At 54.4% G+C, this 24,372-nt stretch carries 13 protein-coding genes; 1 reads left to right on the plus strand and 12 read right to left on the minus strand.

All coding sequences use genetic code 11. The annotated features are described in order from the left end of the window. From V5J77_RS15780 to V5J77_RS15790, 3 genes are all read right to left on the minus strand, one after another. Positions 1 to 11,523 carry an SDR family NAD(P)-dependent oxidoreductase gene (locus V5J77_RS15780; protein ID WP_338551795.1) on the minus strand — a complete coding sequence of 3,841 codons (11,523 nt, stop codon included), beginning with the start codon at positions 11,521 to 11,523 and terminating at the stop codon, positions 1 to 3. A gap of 119 nt (positions 11,524 to 11,642) precedes the next feature. Next, entirely contained in the window at positions 11,643 to 15,032 is a 3,390-nt protein-coding gene (gene fabD / locus V5J77_RS15785; protein WP_338551796.1) for an ACP S-malonyltransferase, read from the minus strand. 36 nt (positions 15,033 to 15,068) lie between these two features. Next, the gene (locus V5J77_RS15790) at positions 15,069 to 15,749 is read right to left on the minus strand and encodes an MBL fold metallo-hydrolase (RefSeq protein ID WP_338551797.1); all 681 of its coding nucleotides are present in this window, start codon (positions 15,747 to 15,749) and stop codon (positions 15,069 to 15,071) included. Positions 15,750 to 16,485: 736 nt separating this feature from the next. On the opposite strand from V5J77_RS15790, the gene loaP reads away from it, so the two are divergent. Beyond that, positions 16,486 to 17,040, plus strand: a complete 555-nt coding sequence (gene loaP / locus V5J77_RS15795) for an antiterminator LoaP (RefSeq protein ID WP_338551798.1) — start codon at positions 16,486 to 16,488, stop codon at positions 17,038 to 17,040. 80 nt (positions 17,041 to 17,120) lie between these two features. Here the strand turns inward: loaP and sigF are convergent, their stop codons facing one another. From sigF to V5J77_RS15840, 9 genes are all read right to left on the minus strand, one after another. Further along, the gene (gene sigF, locus V5J77_RS15800; RefSeq protein WP_046231980.1) at positions 17,121 to 17,876 is read right to left on the minus strand and encodes an RNA polymerase sporulation sigma factor SigF; all 756 of its coding nucleotides are present in this window, start codon (positions 17,874 to 17,876) and stop codon (positions 17,121 to 17,123) included. 19 nt (positions 17,877 to 17,895) lie between these two features. Further along, positions 17,896 to 18,324, minus strand: a complete 429-nt coding sequence (gene spoIIAB / locus V5J77_RS15805; RefSeq protein WP_338556846.1) for an anti-sigma F factor — start codon at positions 18,322 to 18,324, stop codon at positions 17,896 to 17,898. 14 nt (positions 18,325 to 18,338) lie between these two features. Further along, the gene (spoIIAA, locus tag V5J77_RS15810; protein WP_338551799.1) at positions 18,339 to 18,692 is read right to left on the minus strand and encodes an anti-sigma F factor antagonist; all 354 of its coding nucleotides are present in this window, start codon (positions 18,690 to 18,692) and stop codon (positions 18,339 to 18,341) included. 170 nt (positions 18,693 to 18,862) lie between these two features. Continuing rightward, a complete protein-coding gene (locus tag V5J77_RS15815) occupies positions 18,863 to 20,068 on the minus strand; it encodes a D-alanyl-D-alanine carboxypeptidase family protein (protein ID WP_338551800.1) in 1,206 nt (401 codons plus the stop codon). 380 nt (positions 20,069 to 20,448) lie between these two features. Beyond that, a complete protein-coding gene (locus V5J77_RS15820; RefSeq protein WP_338551801.1) occupies positions 20,449 to 20,619 on the minus strand; it encodes an aspartyl-phosphate phosphatase Spo0E family protein in 171 nt (56 codons plus the stop codon). Positions 20,620 to 20,784: 165 nt separating this feature from the next. Beyond that, complete coding sequence (locus V5J77_RS15825; RefSeq protein ID WP_338551802.1) at positions 20,785 to 21,609, minus strand: purine-nucleoside phosphorylase; 825 nt, start codon at positions 21,607 to 21,609, stop codon at positions 20,785 to 20,787. 50 nt (positions 21,610 to 21,659) lie between these two features. Then, positions 21,660 to 22,844 (minus strand): phosphopentomutase, encoded by a 1,185-nt coding sequence (gene deoB / locus V5J77_RS15830; RefSeq protein WP_338551803.1) that lies wholly within the window; start codon positions 22,842 to 22,844, stop codon positions 21,660 to 21,662. 136 nt (positions 22,845 to 22,980) lie between these two features. Next, a complete protein-coding gene (xerD, locus tag V5J77_RS15835) occupies positions 22,981 to 23,871 on the minus strand; it encodes a site-specific tyrosine recombinase XerD (RefSeq protein WP_338551804.1) in 891 nt (296 codons plus the stop codon). Positions 23,872 to 23,978: 107 nt separating this feature from the next. After that, on the minus strand, positions 23,979 to 24,212 hold the full coding sequence (locus V5J77_RS15840; protein WP_338551805.1) for a DUF4227 family protein: 234 nt from the start codon (positions 24,210 to 24,212) through the stop codon (positions 23,979 to 23,981). Between the last annotated feature and the right edge of the window lie 160 nt (positions 24,213 to 24,372).

Raw genomic sequence — 24,372 nt, forward strand, 5'->3', positions numbered from 1 at the left:
CTACACCTCAACTCCAATTTGCTTCCAGATATTCATCGCGCTCTCTGCCCGTTCACCCTGTCCGCACCCTCTCACATTACGGCGCTGCATGGCAGGAAGCGGAATCGGCTTGCGAAGGATTGAACGCTCCTCAGACTCTTCCCAGCCTTCAAGGATCACATGCGCGTTGGTGCCGCCGTCGGCAAAGCAGTTGATCGCCGCGATGCGAGCCATGTCTGTCCAAGGCATGAGTTGACGAGCCATCTCAAACGGCGACGCCTGCAAATCATAATGCGCCATCGCCTCTTCGCCTGACAGGAACGGCACTATCTGCCGGCGCTGCAGCATCAAGACGACTTTGATAAATCCGGCAATTCCTTCCGCGCACAACGGATGTCCGATGTTCGGCTTCATCGACCCTAATCCCAGCGGAAGGTTCGATGAAGCTCGATACACCGATTTCATCGTTTTCAGTTCCATGAGGTCGGTCACCTCCGTACCCGAACCGTTTGTTTCGATATAGCGAACCGCTTCAGGCGATACCCCCCCTTTTCGGAGCGCTGCCTGCAGCACTTGTTTCTGTGCCTCAAGGCTTGGGGTGGCCGGTCCAGCGGTTCGGCCGTTGTTGTTGACAGCGACCGCTTTGATGACAGCGTAGATCGCATCGCCATCTCGCAAAGCCTGCTCCACCGTCTTAAGCAAGACCATACCGCACCCTTCCCCGACCACAATGCCGTCCGCTCGACGGTCAAAAAGGTGGAACGCCCCTTCTCGGTTCAGGATATTGCGCTGTTCAAAGATGCGATGCGTCTCATCGGTGGTCAGCAGAGAGACTCCGCCGACGATTGCCGACTCGATCTCCCCGCTCTGAAGCGCCTGTGCTGCTATGTTCATTCCCACCAGAGCCGAGGAGCAAGCAGTATCCACTACGACACATGGGCCACGCAAGTCAAAATACTGCGAGATGTTCGCCGCCAAATAGTTCTGTCCGACAGCCAAAATCGGGTTGCGCGTCTGGCTCAGATCCGCCGTGCTCGGCGCGTGCTTGCTGCGCGCCCCGAGGTAGACGCCGACTGAGCGGCCTTTGACCTCCTGCTGGGTATAGCCAGCATGGCACAAGAGCTTGAGGCTCTCTTCCAGCACCAGAAGGGCTTGTGGGTCCATCGCTTGGGCATCTTCCTCCGAGAGATGGAAGAACGACGGGTCATATTGCGTGATGTCGTCGAGCAATCCGGCATAGAAGCCGCTCGAATACCCCCAGCGCCCCTGCGGCACCTCGCGAATAGCGGAACGGCCCTCGGACAGCAACTGCCAATACTGTTCCAAAGAAGCCGCCCCCGGCAGTCGGCAGGACAAGCCGACGACGGCCAGATCAGCGGCCCCAGAGGCCGGAGCCGCTTTGCCCACGGCTGCTTCTCCTTGCTTCGCAGCACGCGGCTTGACAGGACGACTCGGCACACGATAAGAAGGTGACGCCTTGGCTTCTGGCCGAACCTGCGTGACCCCCGCTGCGCTGGCGAGGGCTGACCCATGCAGAGACTCCAAATGCTTCGCCAGCGATTCGATTGTCGGGAACTCCAGCAGAAGAGACGGGTCAAGCTTCACCTGCAACGCCTGCGCGATCTGACGCAGCACTTGGGTTTGCAAAATGGAATCGACCCCGTAGTCTGCAATCTGCGCATCAATCTCGATTTTGCCTGCCTCCATTTTCAACTCTTTTTCAAAAATTGACCGAACCCAAGCCTCCGCTGTCTGCCCTTGACCGCCTGCTACTACGCTTGCTTTCTGCGCTGGGACCGCCGGACGCTGCGCCGGAAACGCAGGGGAGGGCGTGAGCGCCGCGGTTTGCTTGTTGCATTGCATCAGCGTTTGCGGATTCCAGAGCGCTGGGTTGACCACCGCGGACATGACGACCGGGCCGAGTTTTCTCGCCAGCACATAATCGAGGAACTCCAGCCCCTCTGCGTTAGTCATCGTCAGAAGACCTGTCTGCTCATAAGCTCTGCTCTTGACTTCGCCCATGCCCGCCTCTTTCCAGCTCGGCCACTGTATGCTGACGATCGGACATTCCTGACGCTTCGCTTCCGCCAGATAATCCATGTAGGCATTGGCTACCGCATAGTCGCTCAGCCCCGCAGCAAGCGAAGGAATCGTGGCCGACACAGACGAGAATGCGACGAAGAACTGCAGCGGCTCTGCGCGGAGACTACGGTACAGCACATCAAGTCCCGCCACTTTCGGCTCAAGCACCTGCTCGATGCCTTCAACCGTCTTGCGAATGAAGGCCGAGTTCTCTTCATCGAGCAGGCCCGCCGCATGCAGCACCCCTCCAATCGGGCCGAAGCTGCGGCGAACCGACTGTACGCTCTCTTCGACGGCATGAACATCAGACAGCGGCACAGACAGAACCATCACCTGCGCCCCTTCTCTCTCCAGAGCTTGGATGCCCTGAATTTTTCGGGAAACAGGGGTTTGCTCCCGTAGATGCGCCGTCCATGTCTCGCGCGGCGGCAAGGTTTCCCGTCCGGTCAGCACCAGGCGCTTGACGCCATAGTGTTTGACAAAATGCTGCGCGCATAGATACCCAAGGCCCCTCGTGCCCCCGCTGATCCAGAGCACTTGCTCTTCCGGGAACGGCGTTCGCGCCTGCTGCTCGCCTTTTTCCCATTCCTTGAGCCATGCGCGATAACGCGACCCGTTTCGCCAGCACGCTTCCGTCTGCTCATCCTCGGCAAGGAACTCAGCAGCCATCTGCTCGGCCAGCCTTGTCTCATCAGAGATCGGCTCCAGATCGAGATGGCGGGATTGCACATGGCCATATTCGCTCTGCAACATGCGATAGAGCGCCGCACGGGCGGCACCTGCGAGATTGACCGTTGCATTCTGATACCCTTCCAGCCCCTTGGTGACACCCAAAAGCATCATCCCATCACGGCTGCCATGTTCGATCAGCATTTGAAGCCAGCTCATCCATTCCGCCGAATCGTTGCGCTCCTGACCGCAGCCAACCAGATCGATCAGTCCTTCATACGCCTTCCAATCCAGCTCTTGCGGCTGTTGTGCCACATCGAACAGGCGGCTTTGCGGCAGTCTCTTCGCCAGCTCGTTTGCCAGGCTGCTCGTCTCCGGCGTGGTCAGAATCGCCACTGCCCGATTAATGCTGCGGCTTGGAGCTGCCGAACATGGCTCCCATACTTTTTTCAAAAAATACATCTTGCGCTCTGCCGCCGTACTGTTTCCTTGCCACTCGCCTTCGACTGGCTCCAGCACCAGCCCGCGCATCTGCACGCATACCTCGCCCGTTTCGTCGCAGAGGTCGAGGTCATAGCCAGCCTCGCCGCTTCGAATTAGCGCCCACATTGCCGACGGGCAAGGACGGAGGATGTCCAGCGACTTCAGGGAGACCGGCCGGGTCGGCTTGCGGTCGGTCTGGTTCAGCTTAAAAACGTTCTCGGCCTGAATCGCAGCTTCCAGTAAGGTAGGGTACAGCACATAGTCCGTTTCCGTGGCAAGGGCTGCTGACGGCAGGACGAGCTTGGCCAGCACATGGCTCTCTCCCAGATAGAGCGTCTCGATTCCTTGCAGGCTCGGCCCATAGGCTGTCCCCATCACGCGGAAGGCATCGTAGCATTGCTCGGCTGTCAGAACGGCGAGTCCCGACTGCACCTGCAAGGCGTGGAGATTGAGCGGCGGTGACGGATCGAACGAGCAAATCTCAACTTCGCCATAGCTATACAGCGTCGGAGCCTCCTCCCCTTGTGAGATATCACCGCTGATCTCATAGGCGATCTCGCCATCCTCCAGCGGAAGGAGTCCGACATGCAGACGTATAGATTCGCCTGCTGCGACGATTGGTTGCGGCCAGATGACATTTTTCAAACGCATGGAGGTCGGAACGTTCGCTTCATGCCCCGTCGCCAGCAGTGCAGCCGCTCGTGCCAGCTCCAGCTCTGCGACACCCGGCAGTACCGGGTTGCCATACACAATGTGATCGCGGAGGAGTAATTCGCGGCTTGGCAGCGTCGAACGAAACCGCACGCCGTTCAGGTCGGACGTATTCTCGTGCACCAGCGGATGCAGCAGCGAGGCCCAGCCTGCGCTCGTCCCGCTATGCCCAGCTCCGTCGATCGGAAGCCAGTAGCGCTCCTTGGCAAACGGATAGCCCGGCAGCGAGATGCGGCCTGGCTTGCCTGTTGCATATTGCCGGCTCCAGTCGATCAACAGTCCTTTAGCCCACAGGTCGAGCAGCTTGCCGAACTTGCCCTTTGCCTGCCATGCCTCGATCACCGCATTCATATCCTCATCCTGTGCGAAGAGAGCGAGCATGTCCTTATAGTGCTTGACATGTCCGTGAAACAGGCCGTCGATGCCTCGTTTTCCGGACAGGTAATCTTGCAGCTTGGCACTCAGTTCCTTGAGCGACGAGGCCAGCACGGCCAGACGCTCCTCCATTGTCTCGCGGCCCAGTTGCAAGGTGTAGGCGATCGCTGGCATGTCCGCGTCGCTGTATGCACCGCTCTCGACTGCCAGCAGCAAGCGCTGTGCCTGCTCTTGCAGACGGTCTGCGTTTTTGGCCGAGAGCACGATGACATGCGGAGCCGTTCCGAGCAGAGCACGCTGCTGCTCTACCGCTTCGTATTCCTCGATAATCACATGCGCGTTCGCACCGCCGGCTCCGAACGACGAGAGGCCCGCAAGACGCGGGAACTCCCTTGTCTGGCCGTCGATCTCTACCAAAGGGCGCTTCCATTCCATCAGCTCTTGCGGCACAACAAACGGGCTGTTCCGGAAGTCGATGTTTGCGTTAAGCTGTTGAGAGTGCAAGGACGGAGCGATTTTGCGATGCTTGAGCTGGAGAAGCACCTTGGTCAGGCCCGCGATGCCTGCGCTCGCTTCCAAATGCCCGATGTTTGATTTGACAGAGCCGATCGCGCAAAACTGCTTGTCTCGCGTGTACTTTCCAAACGCGCGGGAGAGCCCGGTAATCTCGATCGGGTCGCCCAGCGCAGTGCCGGTGCCGTGCGCCTCGATGTAGCTAATCGCACGCGGGTTGATCCTCGCCCGCTCCAGCGTTTTCAGAATCATGTCCGACTGCGCCGTCGGGTTAGGCACCGTATACCCGTTGGTCTTGCCTCCGTGATTGACAGCAGTCGCCTTGATGACGCCGTAGATGTGGTCGCCGTTCTTCACCGCTTGATCGAGCGGCTTGAGCAGCACGGCGCCAATGCCTTCGCCAGGCACGTACCCGTCGCCATCCGCGCCAAAACTTTTGCATCTGCCATCCGTCGCCAGAAACTTGTATTGACTCAAAAACAGGTATTTCCCCGCGCCGATCGACAGGTTGACGCCGCCCGCGATGGCGACGCTGCTCTCTCCATTCAAAAGGCTCTGGCAGGCGAGATGCAGCGCGGTCAGAGACGAAGAGCATGCGGTATCCACCGTCAGGCTCGGCCCGTTGAAGTTGCAGAAATACGAAACGCGGTTGGCGATGCTATAGAGCAGCGTGCTTGGGCTGAGCACATGGCCCTGCGCCTGTGCAAGCGCACCAAGCTCTTGATAAGGCTGCCACAGCGCCCCGACGAACACCCCGACCGACTGATCGCTGAGACCCTGCCTCGTATAGCCGGCATCTTCGAGCGCATGCCAGACCACCTCAAGGAACAAGCGCTCCTGCGGGTCCATTAGCTCCGCTTCACGCGGCGGGATGTTGAAAAACATCGGGTCGAACTTGTCCACATCATCGAGGAAGCTCCCCCATTTGCTGTATAGCTTGTCGTTTTGCTTGTTCGGATCATAGTAGCGTAAATAATCAAATCGATTCGGTCGAATCTCTTCGATGCAGTCCTTGCCCGCTTCGATGTTTGCCCAAAATTCCGCCAGCGATCCGGCCTGCGGATAACGCCCGGCAAGGCCGATGATCGCGATATCCCGCACAGCCGGAGCGTGCGGCGTCATCGTGACCGTCTCGACCACATCTGCGGAACACGCGGCTTCTCGAGCACTCGCCACGGCCGCTACTGTCGATTTAACCGAACCTTCTAACACCTCATTCATTTCAACCGTTTCTGGCAATTGCAGCAGCAAGCGCAGCGTCGCTTCATGCTCCTCCAGGAAATAACCCGTCAGGTCTTCCAAGTTGCGGTATTCAAAGAACAGAGTTTTGGACAGCTCGGACCCGAACGCATCCTCGAACAGCTTGTTCAGCTCCAAGATCATCACCGAATTGATGCCATACGCTTCGAACGCTTCCTCCGCCTGAATCATCGACGGCTCCAGCCCGATCGCCTCAGACAGCAGACCGCCTACCAATTCCTGTGCGCGAGATCTCAGCACCGCCACTCCGCGGTCGCTAGCCTCCTGGGCTTGGGCTGTTGCCACTGGTGCCGCCTCTTGCACCAAGGCCGATTTTCCATAATTCGTCGCCTTGATCGAGAAATTGATGAGCCGCGCCACCATGCGCCCCTCCTCGTCGCAAACAGTCAGGTTAAACTTCTTGATGTCTGGGTTATTCTTCGTCTTCGGGCTGACTTCGCTGTAGACATGGCATCTGCGCGGCACGGTCCCCCACATCTCCAAGCTTTCGATCGCAATCGGGATAAAATCGCGCTCGTCATCCCCGTGGAAGCGGTTGTTGATCAGCGCCGTCTGGAACACGCCTGTCAGCATCGTCGGGTGAAGCAGATACTCCTCATATGTGTTTGCAATCATATCCGGCAGTTCCAGCGTTGCCAGCGCCTCCCTCTCATTGAGCACCAACTCCTGCATCGGCATGAAGCTCTCTCCGACGATCAAGCCCTCCGCATGAATCTGCCGATAGACCTGCTCCCGTGTCCAGCTCGCCGTGCAGCGCTCGCGAATTGCCGCGAGATCGAGCGTTTCCATCTCGCTCTGCGTCAACTGCCACGGAGCATATTGTAGCGCCCCGGTCGCATGCACAATGCGCTCGCTCCCTTCCATGCTGTAAATCTCGTAGTCGGTGCGTTCCCCTTTTGGCAGCAGTTGAATGAATACATCAAACGGCTCTCCGCTCGAAGATAGTTGCTTCGCCCAGTAGCAGTTGAGCAGCTTGCTCACTCGCTGGCCCGGAAGAGCGAGTACGCCGGCCTGTCTAGCCATCTCGGCATAACACGCGCCTGGCACGTTGTATTTGTCGTCCACCACATGATCGACCTGATAAAACTCTGTATTGTCATAACGTCTCTGGTACAGCCCCTGCTCGTTATCGACCTTATTAAGTTCGATCAGCCCTGAGCTGCGATACAGCGGAGCCATAGCCCCCAGCTTGGCATAGTGCGCCTCGATGACCACGCGCTGCTTGTCTTGCAGCAAATAGTCCAAAATCTGCTGCGAGGTTCCGTGCTCAAACAGCAACGGCGGTTTGAAATCGACGCCAAAATACTGCGAAATCAGGTTCGCGATCTGCAGCAGCGACAGCGACGCCACCCCGAGCTGCTGCAGAGGCTGGCTGGCACCGATCTCCGCCGGAGCCAGCTGCAGCGCTTGTGCGAGTATGCTGTAGAGATCACGACGGATCGTCGCCACCACATCCAGCTCCTGCACAGTTTCCGCTTTCTTGGGGATGCCAAAGTGCTGGTTGATTTTCATCTGGTCACCTTCGATTCCTACGATGTGAGCGAAACCTTCCTGACTTGCCAAATGCAGCGCTTCCCGGAGCAGGACCAAGCCCTGCGGCGTTTCCAGCGGCTGCATCCCGAACACCTTCCAGAGGTGCTCCTTCTCCTCCGGCTCCACGCTCATTCCGCCATTCGCCCAGAGCGGCCAGTTAATTGCCAGCGACAGACCGCTGCGCCTGCCCTCGTCGACGAGTTGCTGTCGGTGCGACGCATACGCGTCCATGAAGCTGTTGGCCGAAGAATAGTCGCATTGCCCTTGATTAGGCATCAGCGCTGCAATCGACGAGAACATGACAAAGAAGTCCAATTCGTCGCCGGCCGTCGCGTCGTCCAGATGGAGCGTCCCGGCAAGCTTGGGCCGAAGCACTTTTTCAAAAGACTCGGTTGATTTGCGTAGGATAAAGCTGTCTTCAATCAACCCGCTTCCCTGCAAAACGCCGTGGATGCTGCCATAGTTCGCACGCGCTTGCTCCACCGCCGCACGCACTTGCGTGGCATCGCCGAGATCCGCCCGAATGTACAGGCCGGAGCCGCCCAAACTTGTCAGCCTGGCAAGCTGTGCCGTGATTTTCTCATCCTGCTCTCTTCGCCCAAGCAGCACGACCTTCGCCTGATGCTCCTTGGCCAGATAGTCGGAGAAAATTTGCCCCAGGCCGCCCGTTCCGCCTGCGATCAGATACACCCCGCCTTGACGCAGCGCATAAGCCTGCTTCTGCAACCCGCCTGCCACGGTCACCATCTCGCGCTGCTGCCTTGTCCTGCCTACATATCTCACTTCATGCAGCGGGGCCGGAGCACTCGCAAACAGCTCCTCCAGAAGCAACCGGCCGCAGCTTTCAAATTGATCCGTGAACGACGCCACCTCCAGTTGAAGGCGCGGGTACTCATACTTCAGCGTGCGAGCCAGCCCGCCGCCCGCATACAGGGCGGACAGCGCCTCAGGCGACATGCTATCGCCAGCGTAGAGAATTTTGATCGGTTCTTTAAAACGACTCTTAATCAGAGCTCCTGCCAGCACGAGCAGCCCCCGCAGGTCTTCCACGCCGGGATGTGCGGCCGGCACGAAAATTTGCCGCACGACAAACCCGCTCGCCTTGACCTCCTGTAGCGCTTCCAGATAACGATCCGGGTTCTGCTCGGCAATCGTCAAGCGCCTGAACGGCACCTCCTCGCCCAATTCGCCGCGTATCCAGTCGCCCAACGACTCCGAACCGTTGAGGAGGAGCAAGCCCTTCTCCTCCGCTTCCGAACCGCCGGCTTCCTCCCGCCACTTCGAGGTGTAATAGAGCAGCCCCCGTTTGCTCAGCGTTTCTTTTCTTGTTTCCTCGTTCCTTGCTTCTTCTTTTCTCGCCAATGCACGCTTCGTAAAACGCTTCACCGAAGCCAGCACACGACCTTCTCCGTCGCAGAGATACAGGTCGAACTGGAGCGAACCGCTCTGCTGCACCTGATGCCGCTTAACATAGTAATAGCGCACCGCTTCCAAGCTTCCCGCAACCGTGAAGCTCTCCGCATAATAAGGTACATACTGCGATTCGCTCGCCGTGCCGTTTCGAACGCTCAAGCATACCGCGGTCTGCAGCGCCCCGTCCAGAATTCCGACTGAAATGCGCACTTGATTCCCAACGTCCACCTCCGCAATCGCCTCGTCAGCCGAGCAGTGCAGCGTCTCAATGACCTGGAACGAAGGTCCGTATACCAGACCATTTTCGGAAAAGAGACCGTACAGTTCGGCCTTTGATGCCCTCGTCTCGCAGCGCATGCGAATCTCCTCCACCTCAATCCGCTCCTCCGCGCGCTTCACCTGCTTGAGCAGGCGGCCTTGGCAGTGCAAATCCGCACCCGAACGGATGCGCACAGTACGGTCGCCCCCTTCCTCCTTCACGTTCAAAAGGAGGGTACGCGACTCGTTGAGAACGGCCAGCGGCTTCATCCAGTACACATCTTGGAACGTCACACCAACTGTCCACTCTTCCTTAAGCTCTCCAACGATCAGCTCCAGATAGCCTACGCCAGGCAGCACTTTCTTCTTCTGAACAAGATGGTCTAGCAGCATCCGCTCTGTAGCGAGAAGCACAATCTGCTTGTCGCCGGAAGCCGCATCTGCACCCGTATCCGCCTTCACCGTCTTCGATTCAAACCAGCAGCGCAACCGCTCAAACGGATACCCCGGCACCTCGATGCGAGAACCTTGGAAGCTCGCCTGCTCCCATTCTATCTCCTTGCCCTTCACCCAACCCTCGGCGAGCTGGAACAGATCATCCGTCGACACAGCGACCTGCACAGACGCGTCAGGCGTTGTCACCGCGACGCCTTGGAACAGCGACAGGGAGGCCTGCTCGCTCACATACCGTTCCAATTCCTCCACCACCTGCTCCACTGACGAAGCGACCATCGCCAGACGCTCCTCGAACTCCTCGCGCCCAAACATTAGCGTGAACGCGAGATCGTCCACATGCACAGACTGTCCAGCTTCGCTTTGCAAAAATGTGAGCAGCCGCTTAGCCGATGCCCGCAACTTTCCTTTTTTCGCAGACAAAAGCACCAACCGCTTCTGCGACGCGCTCTTGGCGCGAGGCTTGTTGCTGCGCGGCGGCTCTTCCAAGATTACATGCGCATTGACACCGCCCATGCCAAACCCGCTGACCCCCGCCTGTCTCGGCAGCAGCTTGCCCTCAATACGCCGCTTCTTCCACGCGGTCCGAGCCGTGACAAGGCCAAACGGCGACCCCTCAAACGAGATGTATGGATTAATCGCTGTAAAATTAAGAAGCTCCGGCAGCACGCCATGCTTCATCGCCAGCAGCACCTTGATGATCGAAGCCATCCCGGCCGCGCTCTCCAGATGGCCGATGTTCGTCTTGACCGAGCCAAGCAAGCAAGAGTTTTCGCGCGGCTGCAGGCCCCGCTCCTCATAATACTGTCCGTATGCCTTCTTTAGCGCATTGACCTCGATCGGGTCACCCAGAGGCGTGCCTGTGCCGTGCGCCTCGATGTAGGAAATGTTGCGCGGGTCCGCTTCGGAGCGTTGCAGCGCCGTGTAGACTACTTCAGACTGTGCGGTTACGTTCGGGGCCGTCAGGAAATTCGAGCGCCCGCCATGATTGATCGCCGTCGACTTGATGATGCCCAAGATATTGTCACGGTCTTCCACCGCCTTGTCCAGCGGCTTGAGGAACAGAGCCGCCACGCCTTCACCGCGTACATAGCCGTTAGCAGACTCATCGAACGTTTTGCATTGCCCATCCACCGACAGCATGCCGGACTTGGCATGAGAAATGTACATCCGCGGGCTGAGCAGCGCATTGACGCCCCCGACGATTGCCGCCTCGCACTCCCCTTCCCAAATATCGCGCACGGCGTTGTGCAGGGCGACCAGAGAACTAGAGCACGCGGTGTCCACGGCTTCACTCGGCCCTCTGAAGTTAAAAAAATACGACACGCGGTTTGCAAGGATCGAATGCACCGTTCCCGTGGAAACAAATGCGTTAATGTTCTGCCCCATAAGCTCGGCATAATCGTTTTTTGATACGCCCGCATAGACGCCGATCTTTCGGCCTGATAGACTCTTCGGGCTGTAGCCAGCGTTTTCAATCACCTGCCAGACCGTTTCTAGGAACAGGCGGTGCTGAGGGTCAATATAATTCGCCTCTTTGGGCGAAATTCCAAAAAACAACGGGTCGAATAGATCAACCTCCTCGATGAAACCGCCCCACTTGCTGTTCGTCTTGTTCTCTTCCTTTTGCGGATCGCCGTACACGTCCTCCCACTTCCAGCGGTCTTGTGGAATGACAGAGATGCTGTTGAGCCCTGCATTGAGGTTGTTCCAAAATTGCTGCGTGTTTTTCGCCCCTGGAAAACGACCGGCGATTCCAACGATGGCAACGTCTCGCTTTGGCGTTTGAGTCATCCAGATCCGCTCCTCGTATAAAATTTCTTGAATTTATTTCTCATATCTACAAACAAAGCCTGCTTCTCCGGTACGAGTCTGAGCTTTTGACTCGCTGGACTACTCGCTGGACTTTTTGCTTACAATCCGACCAATTCAGAGATGCGCCGATTTAGCAGCTCTGCCGTTTCGCGCATCAGTTTTTCACCGATCACATCGACATGGCGCGCTCTCCAGCCTTCCAGCGACGTGCCTTTCACCCAGCGGTTGAACGCCCCCAAGGCCGGGCCGCAATGCACCTGATAATCCACCGTGTGCTCGGCATCCCCGCTGAGCGCCATGCGCGACGAATAGCCAAAATACCATTTGAAGATCAGCGCCATCTTGTGCTTGGGATTGCGCTCCGCCTTCTCAAGCTCCTGCGAGGACACATAGGCTTGCACTTCGCGGTAGACCTCGTCGAAACTGCGCTTGAAGTAGCGCTCTTGCAAAATGCGACGGGTCTTCTCATCAATCTCCTCCAGCGAGTTGAACTGGCGGTAGAGATCATACAGCTTGTTTGCACGAGCCGGGAAAAAGACGCCTTTTTTCAAAACCTGCACGCGAGCGCCGATCTCAAACATGTCGCCCGCCGGCGCATAGGCCGTGTCCTGCACGTTCATATCCTGCAGCAGATCCTTCACCGACTCGGAAGTCTGCGCTTCCACCGTGCATTGGTTGATCGAGCCGGTCACGAGATAATCCGCCCCGAGCACAAGCGCCGCCACCGCCGCTTCCGGGGTTCCGATGCCTCCGGCCGCCCCGATTCGAATCTTCTTCTTGTATCCGTATTTGGCCATAACCTCATCACGCAGGCGAACGATCGACGGAAGCAGCACGGAAGACACCCCCTGATCGGTATGTCCGCCGGAATCAGCCTCGACGGTGATGTCATCCGCCAACGGAACTTCGCGGAGCATATCTGCTTCCTCGCGCGTGATCCTCTGCTCCAGCAACAGCTTGTCGACGATGCGCTCCGGTGCAGGACTCAGAAACGCCTCGGCAACCTCCGGGCGAGAGACTTTGGCGAGGATGCGGTTTTCGATAATCACAACGCCCTCTGCCGAGCGTTTCAACCCTTTCGCCCGGTAGTGAACCAATGCGGAATTTACCGCCATGTAGGCGCTTGCCTCCACGTTCCGCACTCCGGATCGAAGGAAGAGCTCGACCGTCTTCTCCTCCATCAATGGGTTGCTCTGGTTATGGAGCAGGTTCATGCCATACGACTCACCGCGCGTCAGCGCCTGTTGAATCGTGCGGATCGCCTGTTCGATTTGCTCCAGCTTCAAGCCGCCAGTCCCGTAAAAACCCAGCATGCCCGCCTTGCCGACCTGAATGACCAGGCGCTCGGAAGCCACTCCGCGATACATCGAGCCCGTGACATAGGCGTACTTCAAGTTATAGTCCTTCTTGAACTCCTCATTGCCTAGCGATTCTGCCATGCTCGCCCTTCTCGACATACGCATGTTCGGCTCGTTCACAGGTTCCCTCATCGGTACGAACTCCGCCTGAGCGGGAGCAGGCGACTGAGCAGCGACTGCCATCTCTGCCTCCGTGATAGACGACGATATCAATACCTCAGGCACAGTCACAGACGCCGCCACCAGCACCGCCTCTTCCACGTCATCTGCCTCCTGCTCGATGACGAGCGGTTCGGCTTTGCGGCGAATCGTGGTGACGAGCTTGGTCAGGACATTGCCCGGCCCGACTTCTTCGATTTCGATCTCGCCAAGGCCCATCAGGTAGCGCACACTGTCCGTCCACTTGACCAGAGACACGATCTGCTGTGCCAAATTATCCTTCACCTGCCGCTGCTTGTACGGACGCGCATAAACGTTCGAAATGACTGGAATTTCAAGTTCCGAAAATTCAAATAATTCCAAATACGCTTCAAAGCTCCGCTTGCTCTCCACCATATACCGGGAATGAAAAGCCCCGCTCACATTAAGCGGAATGTACACGCGCACGCCCGCCTGCTCAAAAAATGACTGCGCGCGCAAAATGTCCGTCTTCAAGCCTGCAATGACGATCTGGTCCGGCGAATTATGGTTGGCGATGTCGATTCCGTCCAGGCCGTTCTCCATCAGCACGCGGTCGATCTGCTCCACCGTAAACCCAATTACCGCCGCCATTCCCCCACCGCTCGCAAGGCTCATCAGTTCGCCCCGTTTTTTGACCATCCGCAGACCGGTAGCAAAATCATACGCCCCTGCAGCAAACAGCGCATTGTACTCACCCAAGCTGTGCCCGGCCACATAATCCGGCTTGCATCCTGTCTCCTGCACCTTCTTGAGGAAACTCAGTGCGTTGACCACATACAGAGCAGGCTGCGTGTACTGCGTCTGGCCCAGCTGATTGTCCGGGTCCTCCAAGCACAGCCTTTTGATCGAATAGCCCAAAATCTCATCCGCTTGCGCGATCAGATCTGCAAACTCGTCAAACAGCGTACCTCCCATGCCTTTGTGCTGAGAGCCTTGCCCAGGAAACACATATGCTTTCATAGGTTGTCCTCCCTTTCTGATGGACGATGAAATGAGTTGCTCCATTTGCTCGCAAGCCTTATATAAGTTTTTGAGATCCTGCTGATACGGTGTAAGAACCGCATAGCTTTGCGAGAGCGAATTCTGTTTAAAATTCCGCTTGACCAGATTGGCGAGCGTTCCAGAAGGACCCAAATCCACGTAAAGACAATCGCCTTCCCGCTCCAGCGCCTGCACCGCTTCAGCAAAGCGAATCGGCTGTCGGGCCACCTCCCAGAAATACTCGCTCCTCAGCGCTGTTTCCCGCCGCCCGGTTACCCCGGAATAAAATCGCACCCGCGGCTGACGATACGACAGACCGCGCAGCCGCGCTTCATAGGAAGCCGCTGCCGGATCAATCCAAGAGGAATGATACGCAAAGGAGGTCGGCAAAATCTGATAGGCGATGCCGTTCTTCCGCAGCGCCTCCGCGATGCTCGGCAGTTTCGCCGCCGGACCGGCCACCACAAAATGCGCGTCCGAATTAATCGACACCAGCTCCGTGTTCTCACGCAAGAGCAGCATTCTGTCATAGAGGCTCGGCTCCTGTAGAATCCCGATCATCCCGCCGGGGAGGCAGGTAGCCTCAAACGTCTTGGCCTGCTCCACCACCAGTTCCAACGCTGCCTCCACATCGAGCACACCTGCCACAGCCGCCGCCGCGAACTCGCCCATGCTGCTGCCAAGGACCGCATCTGGCTGGACACCGCGAGCCATCAGCACCTGCGCCAGCGCATATTCCACCATGAAGATCGCGGGGTGACTCAGCAGCGTCCGTTCAAACGGCTCATCTCGGCGCTTGTCCTCCGCATACAGACGCGCCAGCACCGATTCCCCGATGAGCGGCGTCACCATCTCGTCTAGCTTGTTCATCCATTTGCGAAACTCAGATACTTCCTCATAGAGCCCCCGACCCATCTGGTAAAATTGAGAGCCCTGCCCAGAGAAAAGAAACACTATCGGCTTGCCCATCCATGTCCCTCCTGAACGCGGCTCGTCTGCCTTGATTTATTTAAAATGAAACAAATGCCCCTGATTCTTGCGCATCCGAAACCGCACAAAATGCTCTTTTTGCTCCATTTGAAAATAAATGTTGTGCTCCAGCACATCCTGAAAAGCCATGCCCGGCTCCTTGCCAAAGCTATGACCCGGATACACCCGCACATGAGGGGGAGTGGACCTGCGAATTTTCTGAAAACTGTCATACATCTGCTCCGGGGAACCTCCTGCCCCATTGCAGACGCCGCAGCCTTCAATAAATACCGTATCCCCGGTAATCAGATCGTCTGCTAGCCGAAAACAAGCCCCGCCAGCCGTGTGCCCTGGCGTCAGCATGCAGGTAATTGACGTTTCTCCCAGCCTGATCGTCTCTCCCTCCTCAAATGGATACAGATTCCGACATGCGAACCCGTAAGCATGGATCTCCTTAACCGACATATACGCCCGTGCCGCCGGGTAAAGCTTAAGCAGCGGCTCCACCTTGTTGACATGATCGTGGTGAGAATGTGTAAGCAGAATACAAGTCAACTCCACCTCCAATGATCGAAGCATCCCGTCAAGCAACTCCAAGTCCCAAGCCGGGTCCACCACAGCCGCATGCCGGGTGGCTTTGTCTACGAGTATGTACGCATAATTTTTCATGAACAAAAACTCAACCTTCAACGGGTGCAGCTCATAGCTCCGCCTCATCCTTCCTCCCCTCTCTCTTCAGATTCTAAAAAGCAAGCACAAAAAAGCAGAGGAACGATCTCCTCTACTTTTTTGTGCTTGCTTTGACTATCTTATATATCTACTTCCACCTTGTAAAACAGCTTCAGCAAGGCTTTCCGATCAAGACGAACCTACTCGGCAACCAGCCCTATCGGCTGCACTTCTGGAAAACACGAGCATCGCAATGTATGATGCTTACCTGCAAGTTGAGAGCAGCAGAATGTACGATCAGCGGCTTGTGAACAATCTCGCAATCAATCCAGATGTTCATCCCGCACACAAGTCACCGTCGATTGCGCACAGCAAACTGCACCAAGCGCTGTACGGGTTCACTCGCATGTCAAGTCCCAGGGAGAAGCTCCCGGAGGGCATACCTCTCCCATGCTCCTTACCCTCAACACGCAACAATATGATACCCTAAGTGCCTTTAACGTGCCTAAACAACGATTAAATAAGCTTAGGGATTTTGTTAGATTCAACCAATATACGATTAACGAACCTACGAAATGCACAACAGAACCTATAACACGAATACAGCTTAATACTACCCTCATTCAACTTTGTTCGTCAAGGATTACTTACTAGAAACCTATTTTCTCTATTCCCAGCCCTTAATATGATATGGTAAAATAAGACATGGTATATTGTTGTAAAATATACTATTTTTTGCTCGTTTGCTTATTAAACAAAATACAAAAGTTGGGGGATGACTATTTTGAATTGGTACGTGCTATTCGTAGAAACCGGTCAAGAAGAGGTTGTGCAAAAGTTTCTGAACCTGTACTTTGATGAAGCTTCCCTGCACTCTGTCATACCGAAACGCAGAGTCCCCGAGAAGAAGGCAGGCGCTGTCAAGCATGTGCTGAAGAAAATATTCCCCGGCTACGTATTAATCAAGACTCGCATGACCGATGAAGTTTTTCACACCTTGAAAAAAGTCCCCAAGTGCTACAAGCTGCTCAACCAAGGCACGCTCTACTCCAAAGATGAAGGAACCTATTACTCCAAAATTGACGAACGCGAGATATCGCTAATCTTGCGACTGATCGGAGACGGAGAGATCGTTGGCATTTCGGGTATTTACATAGAAAATTCACGTGTCTCCGTAACCTCCGGCCCGCTGAAGGGCATGGAAGGCATCATCGCCAAAATAGACCGTCACAAAAAACGGGCCAAGATCCACCTCAGCTTCATGGGTGCCGAGAAGCTCATTGACGTAGGCGTGGAGATCCTCTCCCCATGCATCCCTCAGCTACAAGAGACTACATAAAAAATATCCCCTTTCCAGTAAGGTAATGGGATGTACAGGTTGGCGAGATTTTCTCGACAACCAAAAAGATCAAACCGCCCCTATAAGGCGATTTGATCTTTTATGGACTGCAATATTTTTTTCTCCAGACGCGACACCTGAACTTGTGAAATGCCTAGACGGCTCGCTACCTCTGACTGCGTCTTATCCCGGTAATAACGCAAATATACGATGAGCCGCTCCCGCTCGCTGAGGCCTTCAATGGCCTCGGTCAGCGCAAGCTTGTCGAACCAGCGCTCCTGCGAATCATCAGCAATTTGATCCATCAACGTAATCGGATCGCCGTCATTTTCAAACACCGTCTCATGAATGGAGGTTGGCGGCTTATTCGCTTCCTGGGCAAATACGACATCCTCCGGCGTAATACCCAATCGTTCTGCCACCTCGCTAATGGTCGGCAGCCTTCCAAGCACCTTGGACAGCTCGTCTTTCATTTTACGCACCTTATTGGCTGTTTCCTTGAGCGAGCGGCTAACCTTAAGCGTACCGTCATCGCGCAAAAATCGCTGAATTTCACCGATAATCATCGGCACGGCATAAGTAGAAAATTTCACATCATAGGAAAGATCGAATTTGTCAACCGACTTGAGCAGGCCGATACAGCCGATCTGAAACAGATCATCAGGCTCATAGCCGCGGTTGATGAAGCGCTGAACGACTGACCATACCAACCGAATATTGCATCCTACAAGCGTGTCCCTTGCCAACGTGTCGCCAGACTGGCTTAATGCAATAAGCCGCTTTACTTCCGCATCATCCAAATACGGCTGAGCCGTTTGTTTCAACCCGGAATCCATGAGGTTCAACCCCTATGCGCTAGTTGTATAGCGCTTTTTTCGATTCAATTCGTTTCAGCATGCTGACGCGCGTACCGCCGCCAAGCTCGCTTGCAACCTCGAATCGGTCCATAAAATTTTCCATAATCGTAAAGCCCATACCCGAGCGCTCAAGCTCCGGCTTGGAAGTGTAAAGCGGCTGGCGAGCCAAGTCCAAATCCTCAATACCGCGCCCCTGATCAATAACCGTCAAGGAAACCGCGTCTCCTTCAATATAACCCTCTATCGTCACTTTGCCGGCTGCATCGCTATCATAGCCGTGAATAATCGCATTGGTTACCGCTTCCGAGATGGCTGTCTTTAAATCATTCAGCTCCCCCAAAGTCGGATCGAGCTGAGAGACGAAGGATGACACCGCTACGCGGGCAAAAGCTTCGTTCTCTGAGCGGGCGCTGAAGGTTAACGTCATTTCATTGCGTCCATTCACGATACCACCTCCAGACTTGAAATCGCCATCCGTTCATTATCATGAATCTCCAAGATTTTGAACAAGCCCGACATTTCAAAAAGTCGGTGAACGCTTGGACTAACGGCGCATACAATCATTTTCCCGCCTCTTGCCTTAACCTGCTTATACCTGCCCAGAATGACGCCAAGCCCCGAGCTGTCCATGAATTGCAAATCCTTCAAGCTGAGAATGATGTGGTCGCTGCTTCCGCGTAAAATCGCATCCTCCATCTTGACCTTGACGACATCGGCTGTATGATGATCCAGCTCTCCGCGCAGACGTACAATAAGCACATTGCGATAATGCTCCAGTTCAGCTTGCAAATTCATAATTGCTGTTCATCTCCTTTAAGCTGTGCATTTGGATAGAACTAGCATTTCTCCAGCGGGACACCTGTTTCCTGCACGGCGACAAAACTAGAAGCAGGGCCCTAAGAGGTGACAAAATATTCAGCCTAAGCTCGCTATTTTCCGGCAAAACCTTTCTACGTTAACCCGCTTTAAGCGAACAATCCGCCAAACGAGCGCTTCAGCATTTTCCACCAGCCAGCCCGCTCTATCGTCTGCGGCGCATTTACGGGGAATTCCTTAAGCAGCTTATCTCCCTGATACACGAGCAGCTTGCCGATCGGCGCACCAATTGCAATAGGCGCTTTAAGCGAGCCGTCGATTTTCAGCTCGTAGCGGATATCGCTTGTGTTTGCCCCTTTTTTGAGCAGTATGCTGTAAGCATGGGGAGCAACCAATTCAAGCTCGGACACAACGCCCTTCTCTACATGCACCTTACCCATAGCATCGCCCTCTTTAAAAATCGGATGCGTCGTATATTGGGCAAACGCATAATCAAACATTTGCGATACTTCCGTGTTGCGCGTCTTCGTATTCGGTTCACCCATTACGACCGCAATGACGCGAAGCCCATCTCGCCTTGCTGTTGCCGATAAACAAAACTTGGCTTCATTCGTAAATCCGGTTTTAAGTCCGTCAGCACCGCTATAGAACCGTACAAGCTTATTCGTGTTGACGAGCCAGAAGGGCTTTTCTGACGTTTTGCGCAAATAATCCTGATACATGCCGGTATACTTCGTAATATCCGTATGCCTCAGCAGCTCACGTGACATAACCGCAATGTCATGAGCTGACGAATAATGATCCTTCGAAGGCAGGCCATTGCAATTGGAAAAATGAGTTTCCTTCAGCCCAAGCTGCTTCGCCTTCTCATTCATCATTGCCACGAATTGCTCCTCGGTGCCTCCGAGCTTTTCTGCCATCGCAACAGAAGCATCATTGCCAGAAGCTAGAGCAATTCCTTTAATCATGTCATCCACGCTCATTTCCTCTCCAGGCTCCAGAAAAATTTGCGAGCCGCCCATAGAGGAAGCGTATTCGCTCGTCTGCACCTTATCGGTCAGCTTGAGCTTGCCGTCAGCCAGTGCTTCCATAATAAGCAGCATGGTCATAATTTTAGTGATGCTTGCCGGAGGAAGCTGATCGTGGCTGTTTTTCTCATAAATAATCGTTCCGCTGTCCGCGTCCATAAGAATGGCAGACCGGGCTGATGGCGCCAGATGAGGCTCCACGCCTCCGGTCTGCTCCGCTGTTGGCAGCGAGGGTATCTCAGCCGCTTCTTCGGCGAATACGAACGTTGGCAAAGAGACAACGAGCGCAAGGATGCATAAGCAAAGTTTATTCCGTAATTTTTTCAAGAACAGATTCCCTCCTATGAAGCTGCGGCAGCCCGGATTTCGCAAAAATGCTCCGTTCACGGGAATTAGCCGCAATTCGGCTATATTTAAATATAAGAATTTATAAGCCTCGCACTTATAAATCGGCTTATATTCCACCTGCGAAACGGCAGCTTTGTCGCCAAAAGGACGGCTTCAGTCGTTTACGCTTGTCCTCCACAGTGTCGCCTGTTTTTATGTAAATTATTCCAAGGTTTTTATATTCACAAAAAAACCGTGCTTGCAGAAGCTTTCGCTTCCGCAAGCACGGTTTTCGAATTTTTTCACTGTAATGCGACTCTCGCCATCGCTCAAGCATCATTTGACTGTTCTTATCATACGTTTCATGCCATTTGCTCTGTTTATTTATGGCTCGAAACGGTCCGTCGCTCTTCCTGCGCACGCACGATTAGAACGTCTAGCGATTGGCTAAGCCGCAGTACCTCCCGGTTCAGAAAAGTTTGCTTGATGAGCGCCGTTTCAACCATTTTATCGCGCAACTTCTCCATCTCCAAGAGCAATTGGTTGTCCATTTCACTCCACTCCATTTTTCTATAATTACGGACATTATACGACGATGGCGTTTTAAAATACTGTCACAATGAGTCGAGCCAAATATTACAATTGTGTTACAAATATGCGGACAAAATAACACGAATTTTTTACTTTTTTCATCTACTTTAGCATTAAACTGTTCTTTAAATGAGTGGAACCAAACCTTTTACGAGGTCCAAAAACTCAGATCTCACGCGCTCTGCCGTCTCCATAACCTCCTCGTGGTTAAGCGGTTGGTCCAGAATGCCCGCAGCCATATTCGTAATACAAGAAATGCCAAGCACTTCAATTCCCGCATGTCTTGCGGTAATTACTTCCGCAACCGTCGACATTCCGACAGCATCTGCCCCTAAAATGCGCAGCATGCGAATTTCCGCTGGCGTTTCATACGTTGGTCCGAGCAGTCCGGCATATACCCCTTCGGCAAGTACAAGCCCTTGGCTTGCCGCAAGTTCGCGGGCAATACCGCGCAGACGCTTGCTATAAGCCTCCGACATATCAGGAAAACGAACACCCAGCTCGTTATCATTAGGGCCAATTAGCGGGTTTTTGCCTGTCATGTTCAGGTGGTCGGAAATCAGCATCAGATTGCCGGATTGAAAAGCAAGGTTGACGCCGCCAGCTGCATTGGTCACAAGCAGTGTCGATACGCCAAGCGCCTTCATTACGCGCACCGGAAATGCTGTCAGCTCAGGGCCGTAGCCCTCATACATATGGAAGCGGCCCCGCATCAATAGCACTGGCCGGTCCGACAGGGTGCCGATAAGCAGCTCGCCTGCATGGCCTTCCACTGTGGACACTGGGAAATGGGGAATATCCTTGTACGCAATCGTCACTGGATTTTCCAAATGATCGCCGAGAACGCCAAGACCGGAACCCATAATAAGGCCGACCTCTGGCAATAAATTCGTACGTCCGGCAATGTAAGCTGCCGCTTCTTTAATTTGTGCTGCTGTAATTACGCTCATAGTGATAGCCTCCAAGTCGTTAATTCATTCATTTGTTCATAGTTATTTAATTAAACTTCAAGCAAGTCGAGAAAGCTTGTGCCGTTTGGCGGAGCTTGAACATTAAAGTTGTCAGCAATCGTCGCTCCCAAATCGGAGAAGGTTGTTCTTGTTTCTAGCTGCCTTGGTTGCTTGAAAGCCGGGCTGTAAAGCAACAGCGGCACATATTCCCGCGTGTGATCCGTGCCCGGATGAACGGGATCATTGCCGTGATCCGCAGTAATGACCAGTAAATCGCGCGGTCCAATGGTTTGGATAAGCTCAGGCAATGCGCGATCAAACTCTTCGAGTGCAGCGGCGTAGCCTTCTGGATCTCTGCGATGCCCGTACAGGGAATCAAAATCCACGAGATTCGTAAACAGCAGTCCCTTGAACGGCTCCTTCAAAGCAGCAATCGTACGAGCGATGCCATCGGCGTTGCTCTTCGTCGGTGTAGAAGCATTAATGCCCTCTCCGTCAAAAATATCGTTGATTTTACCAATGGAAATCGTGTCGAGTCCTCCATCCTGAAGCGCATTTAGCACCGTAGGCTCTGGCGGCTTGACTGCATAATCATGGCGGTTAGGCGTACGCTTGAACGCGCCTGGCTCCCCTTCATATGGTCTTGCAATGACCCGGCCAACTGTATAACGCTCATCCATCGTAAGCTCGCGCGCAATTTCACAAGCACGATACAGCTCATCAAGCGGGATGATGCCTTCATGCGCTGCAATTTGAAAAACGCTATCCGCAGAAGTATAGACGATCCATGCCCCGGTCTCCATTTGCTCCGCGCCCAGCTCGTCTAAAATTTCCGTACCGCTTGCCGGTTTATTGCCAATTACCTTGCGCCCAGTGCGCTCCTCGAATAAAGTGATTAGCTCCTCCGGAAATCCATCCGGAAATGTCTGGAATGGAACCGTCAGCTTCAGCCCCATTAGCTCCCAATGCCCGGTCATCGTATCCTTGCCGACCGATACCTCCTGCATTTTTCCATAGTAGGCGCCAGAAGGGCCATCTGCTGGCTTCCAATCACCTAACGGAGCAATTCGATCGAGACCAAGCTGACGCAAATTCGGCAGGCTTGTCCCCTTTACTCTTTCCACGATATGGCCAAGCGTGTGCGATCCGAGGTCACCGAACGCCTCAGCATCCGGCTGCTCGCCAATTCCAACACTGTCAAGCACAATAACGGCAATACGTTCAAATTTACTCATATAGTCCCAACCTTTCTAATGTTATATCTGGTGAAAAAACAATAGGCGTATGTGAAAGGTTTGGCTTTCCACCAAAATTCGGTGCGCATCCGCTCTGCCTGACCTAGTCTTAAGCAACTGGCTATTTCGCTATTTATCAAGCGCGTGGATGCGCGCTGTTATATACGTCTTTCATTTTCACCTTTGTCAGCTTGGAGTATTTCTGGGTTGTAGCAACGTCGGCGTGGCCAAGCAAAGCTTGTACCGTACGCACATCTGCGCCGTTTTCCAGCAAATGGGCGGCAAACGAATGACGCAGCGTATGCGGTGTTATATCTGCTTCAATGCCGGCCTCTTTTGCGTACTTTTTGACCGTTTTCCAGAAGCCCTGCCGCGTCATCCGCGTGCCCAAATGATTCAAAAACAACGCATCCTCCTGCTTGCCGAGCCGCAGCAGTCCAATTCGCCCATGCTCCAAATAGTCATTCAGCGCCTCAGCAGCTTTTCTCCCAAATGGAACGATGCGCTCCTTGCGATTGCTGCCTACACACTGGATAAAACCGAGCTGCCGATTGACGCTTGACACATCCAGTGAAATGAGCTCCGACACACGCATGCCTGTCGCATACAGCAGCTCAAGCATCGCCTTATCCCGCTTGCCAGCTGTCGTTACGCATAACGGCGTTTCCAGCAGCAAACTCGTATGCTCAATTGATAAAATTTGCGGCGGCTTCGCTTCCTGCTTCGGCGATTCAATATAGATGGAAGGGTCGCGATCAATGAAGCCTTCAACGAGCAAATAATGAAAGAAAGCGCGTATTGACACGATGTGCCGCGATAATGTGGACGGCTTGCGCCCTTCCTCCTTCAACTGCAGCAAATAATGCGCCAAATGATGCTTTTGAACGTCCGCTGCTGCTTCGATTTTCTGGCTTTCCATATAATCCAGCAGATGCAGCAAATCCCGCCCGTACGACTCCAATGTATTTTTCGACAAGGAGCGTTCTACGCTTAAAAAACGAATAAAAGAGTTCACCAAAGATTTCATCCTGTTTCCTTTCATGCTTCCAGCCTCTGCACGCCATTCATGCGTACTTCGGTATTTCCACACTCAGGATCATAAATCCTGCTTGGCAAGCTTTTTATCCCGCCCCGCTATTCGCCGTACCAATAGAAAAAACGCAGCCTATCCGCTATATTACCATTATCCCACTCATATGTACTATGCCAAATAACCTTTACGGCCTCGCCCTGTGGTACTTCATATGGATTGCTTGGCAACACGACATCAACGAGCCACTCATAGCCGCCAGTAGCAACTACGAACAAGCCGATGAACAGCACAATAAATACGAATCGGCTGAACCATTTGCGTGCAGACAATACCATTTGCCCCTCGCCCCTCTCTATACATGAAGGCAGGTTTGTCCTGCCCACTTTACCATATGATGAGAGAGGGGCTTATATGCGGAAGGAAAGAGCCTTGCGCACCGACTTGCGGCGGAGTGTATGCCCATTCAAAAGCAGCCATGTATTTGCAGCCATCTTC

The sequence above is a fragment of the Paenibacillus sp. KS-LC4 genome (genome assembly GCF_036894955.1).
Classification (GTDB): domain Bacteria; phylum Bacillota; class Bacilli; order Paenibacillales; family Paenibacillaceae; genus Pristimantibacillus.

Bases quoted from the DNA above. Each gene is read 5' to 3' on its own strand.
- V5J77_RS15780 (WP_338551795.1), bottom strand. From the start codon at position 11,523: ATGACTCAAACGCCAAAGCGAGACGTTGCCATCGTTGGAATCGCCGGT.
- fabD (WP_338551796.1), bottom strand. From the start codon at position 15,032: ATGGGCAAGCCGATAGTGTTTCTTTTCTCTGGGCAGGGCTCTCAATTT.
- V5J77_RS15790 (WP_338551797.1), bottom strand. From the start codon at position 15,749: ATGAGGCGGAGCTATGAGCTGCACCCGTTGAAGGTTGAGTTTTTGTTC.
- sigF (WP_046231980.1), bottom strand. From the start codon at position 17,876: ATGGATTCCGGGTTGAAACAAACGGCTCAGCCGTATTTGGATGATGCG.
- spoIIAB (WP_338556846.1), bottom strand. From the start codon at position 18,324: ATGACGTTAACCTTCAGCGCCCGCTCAGAGAACGAAGCTTTTGCCCGC.
- spoIIAA (WP_338551799.1), bottom strand. From the start codon at position 18,692: ATGAATTTGCAAGCTGAACTGGAGCATTATCGCAATGTGCTTATTGTA.
- V5J77_RS15820 (WP_338551801.1), bottom strand. From the start codon at position 20,619: ATGGACAACCAATTGCTCTTGGAGATGGAGAAGTTGCGCGATAAAATG.
- V5J77_RS15825 (WP_338551802.1), bottom strand. From the start codon at position 21,609: ATGAGCGTAATTACAGCAGCACAAATTAAAGAAGCGGCAGCTTACATT.
- deoB (WP_338551803.1), bottom strand. From the start codon at position 22,844: ATGAGTAAATTTGAACGTATTGCCGTTATTGTGCTTGACAGTGTTGGA.
- xerD (WP_338551804.1), bottom strand. From the start codon at position 23,871: ATGAAATCTTTGGTGAACTCTTTTATTCGTTTTTTAAGCGTAGAACGC.
- V5J77_RS15840 (WP_338551805.1), bottom strand. From the start codon at position 24,212: ATGGTATTGTCTGCACGCAAATGGTTCAGCCGATTCGTATTTATTGTG.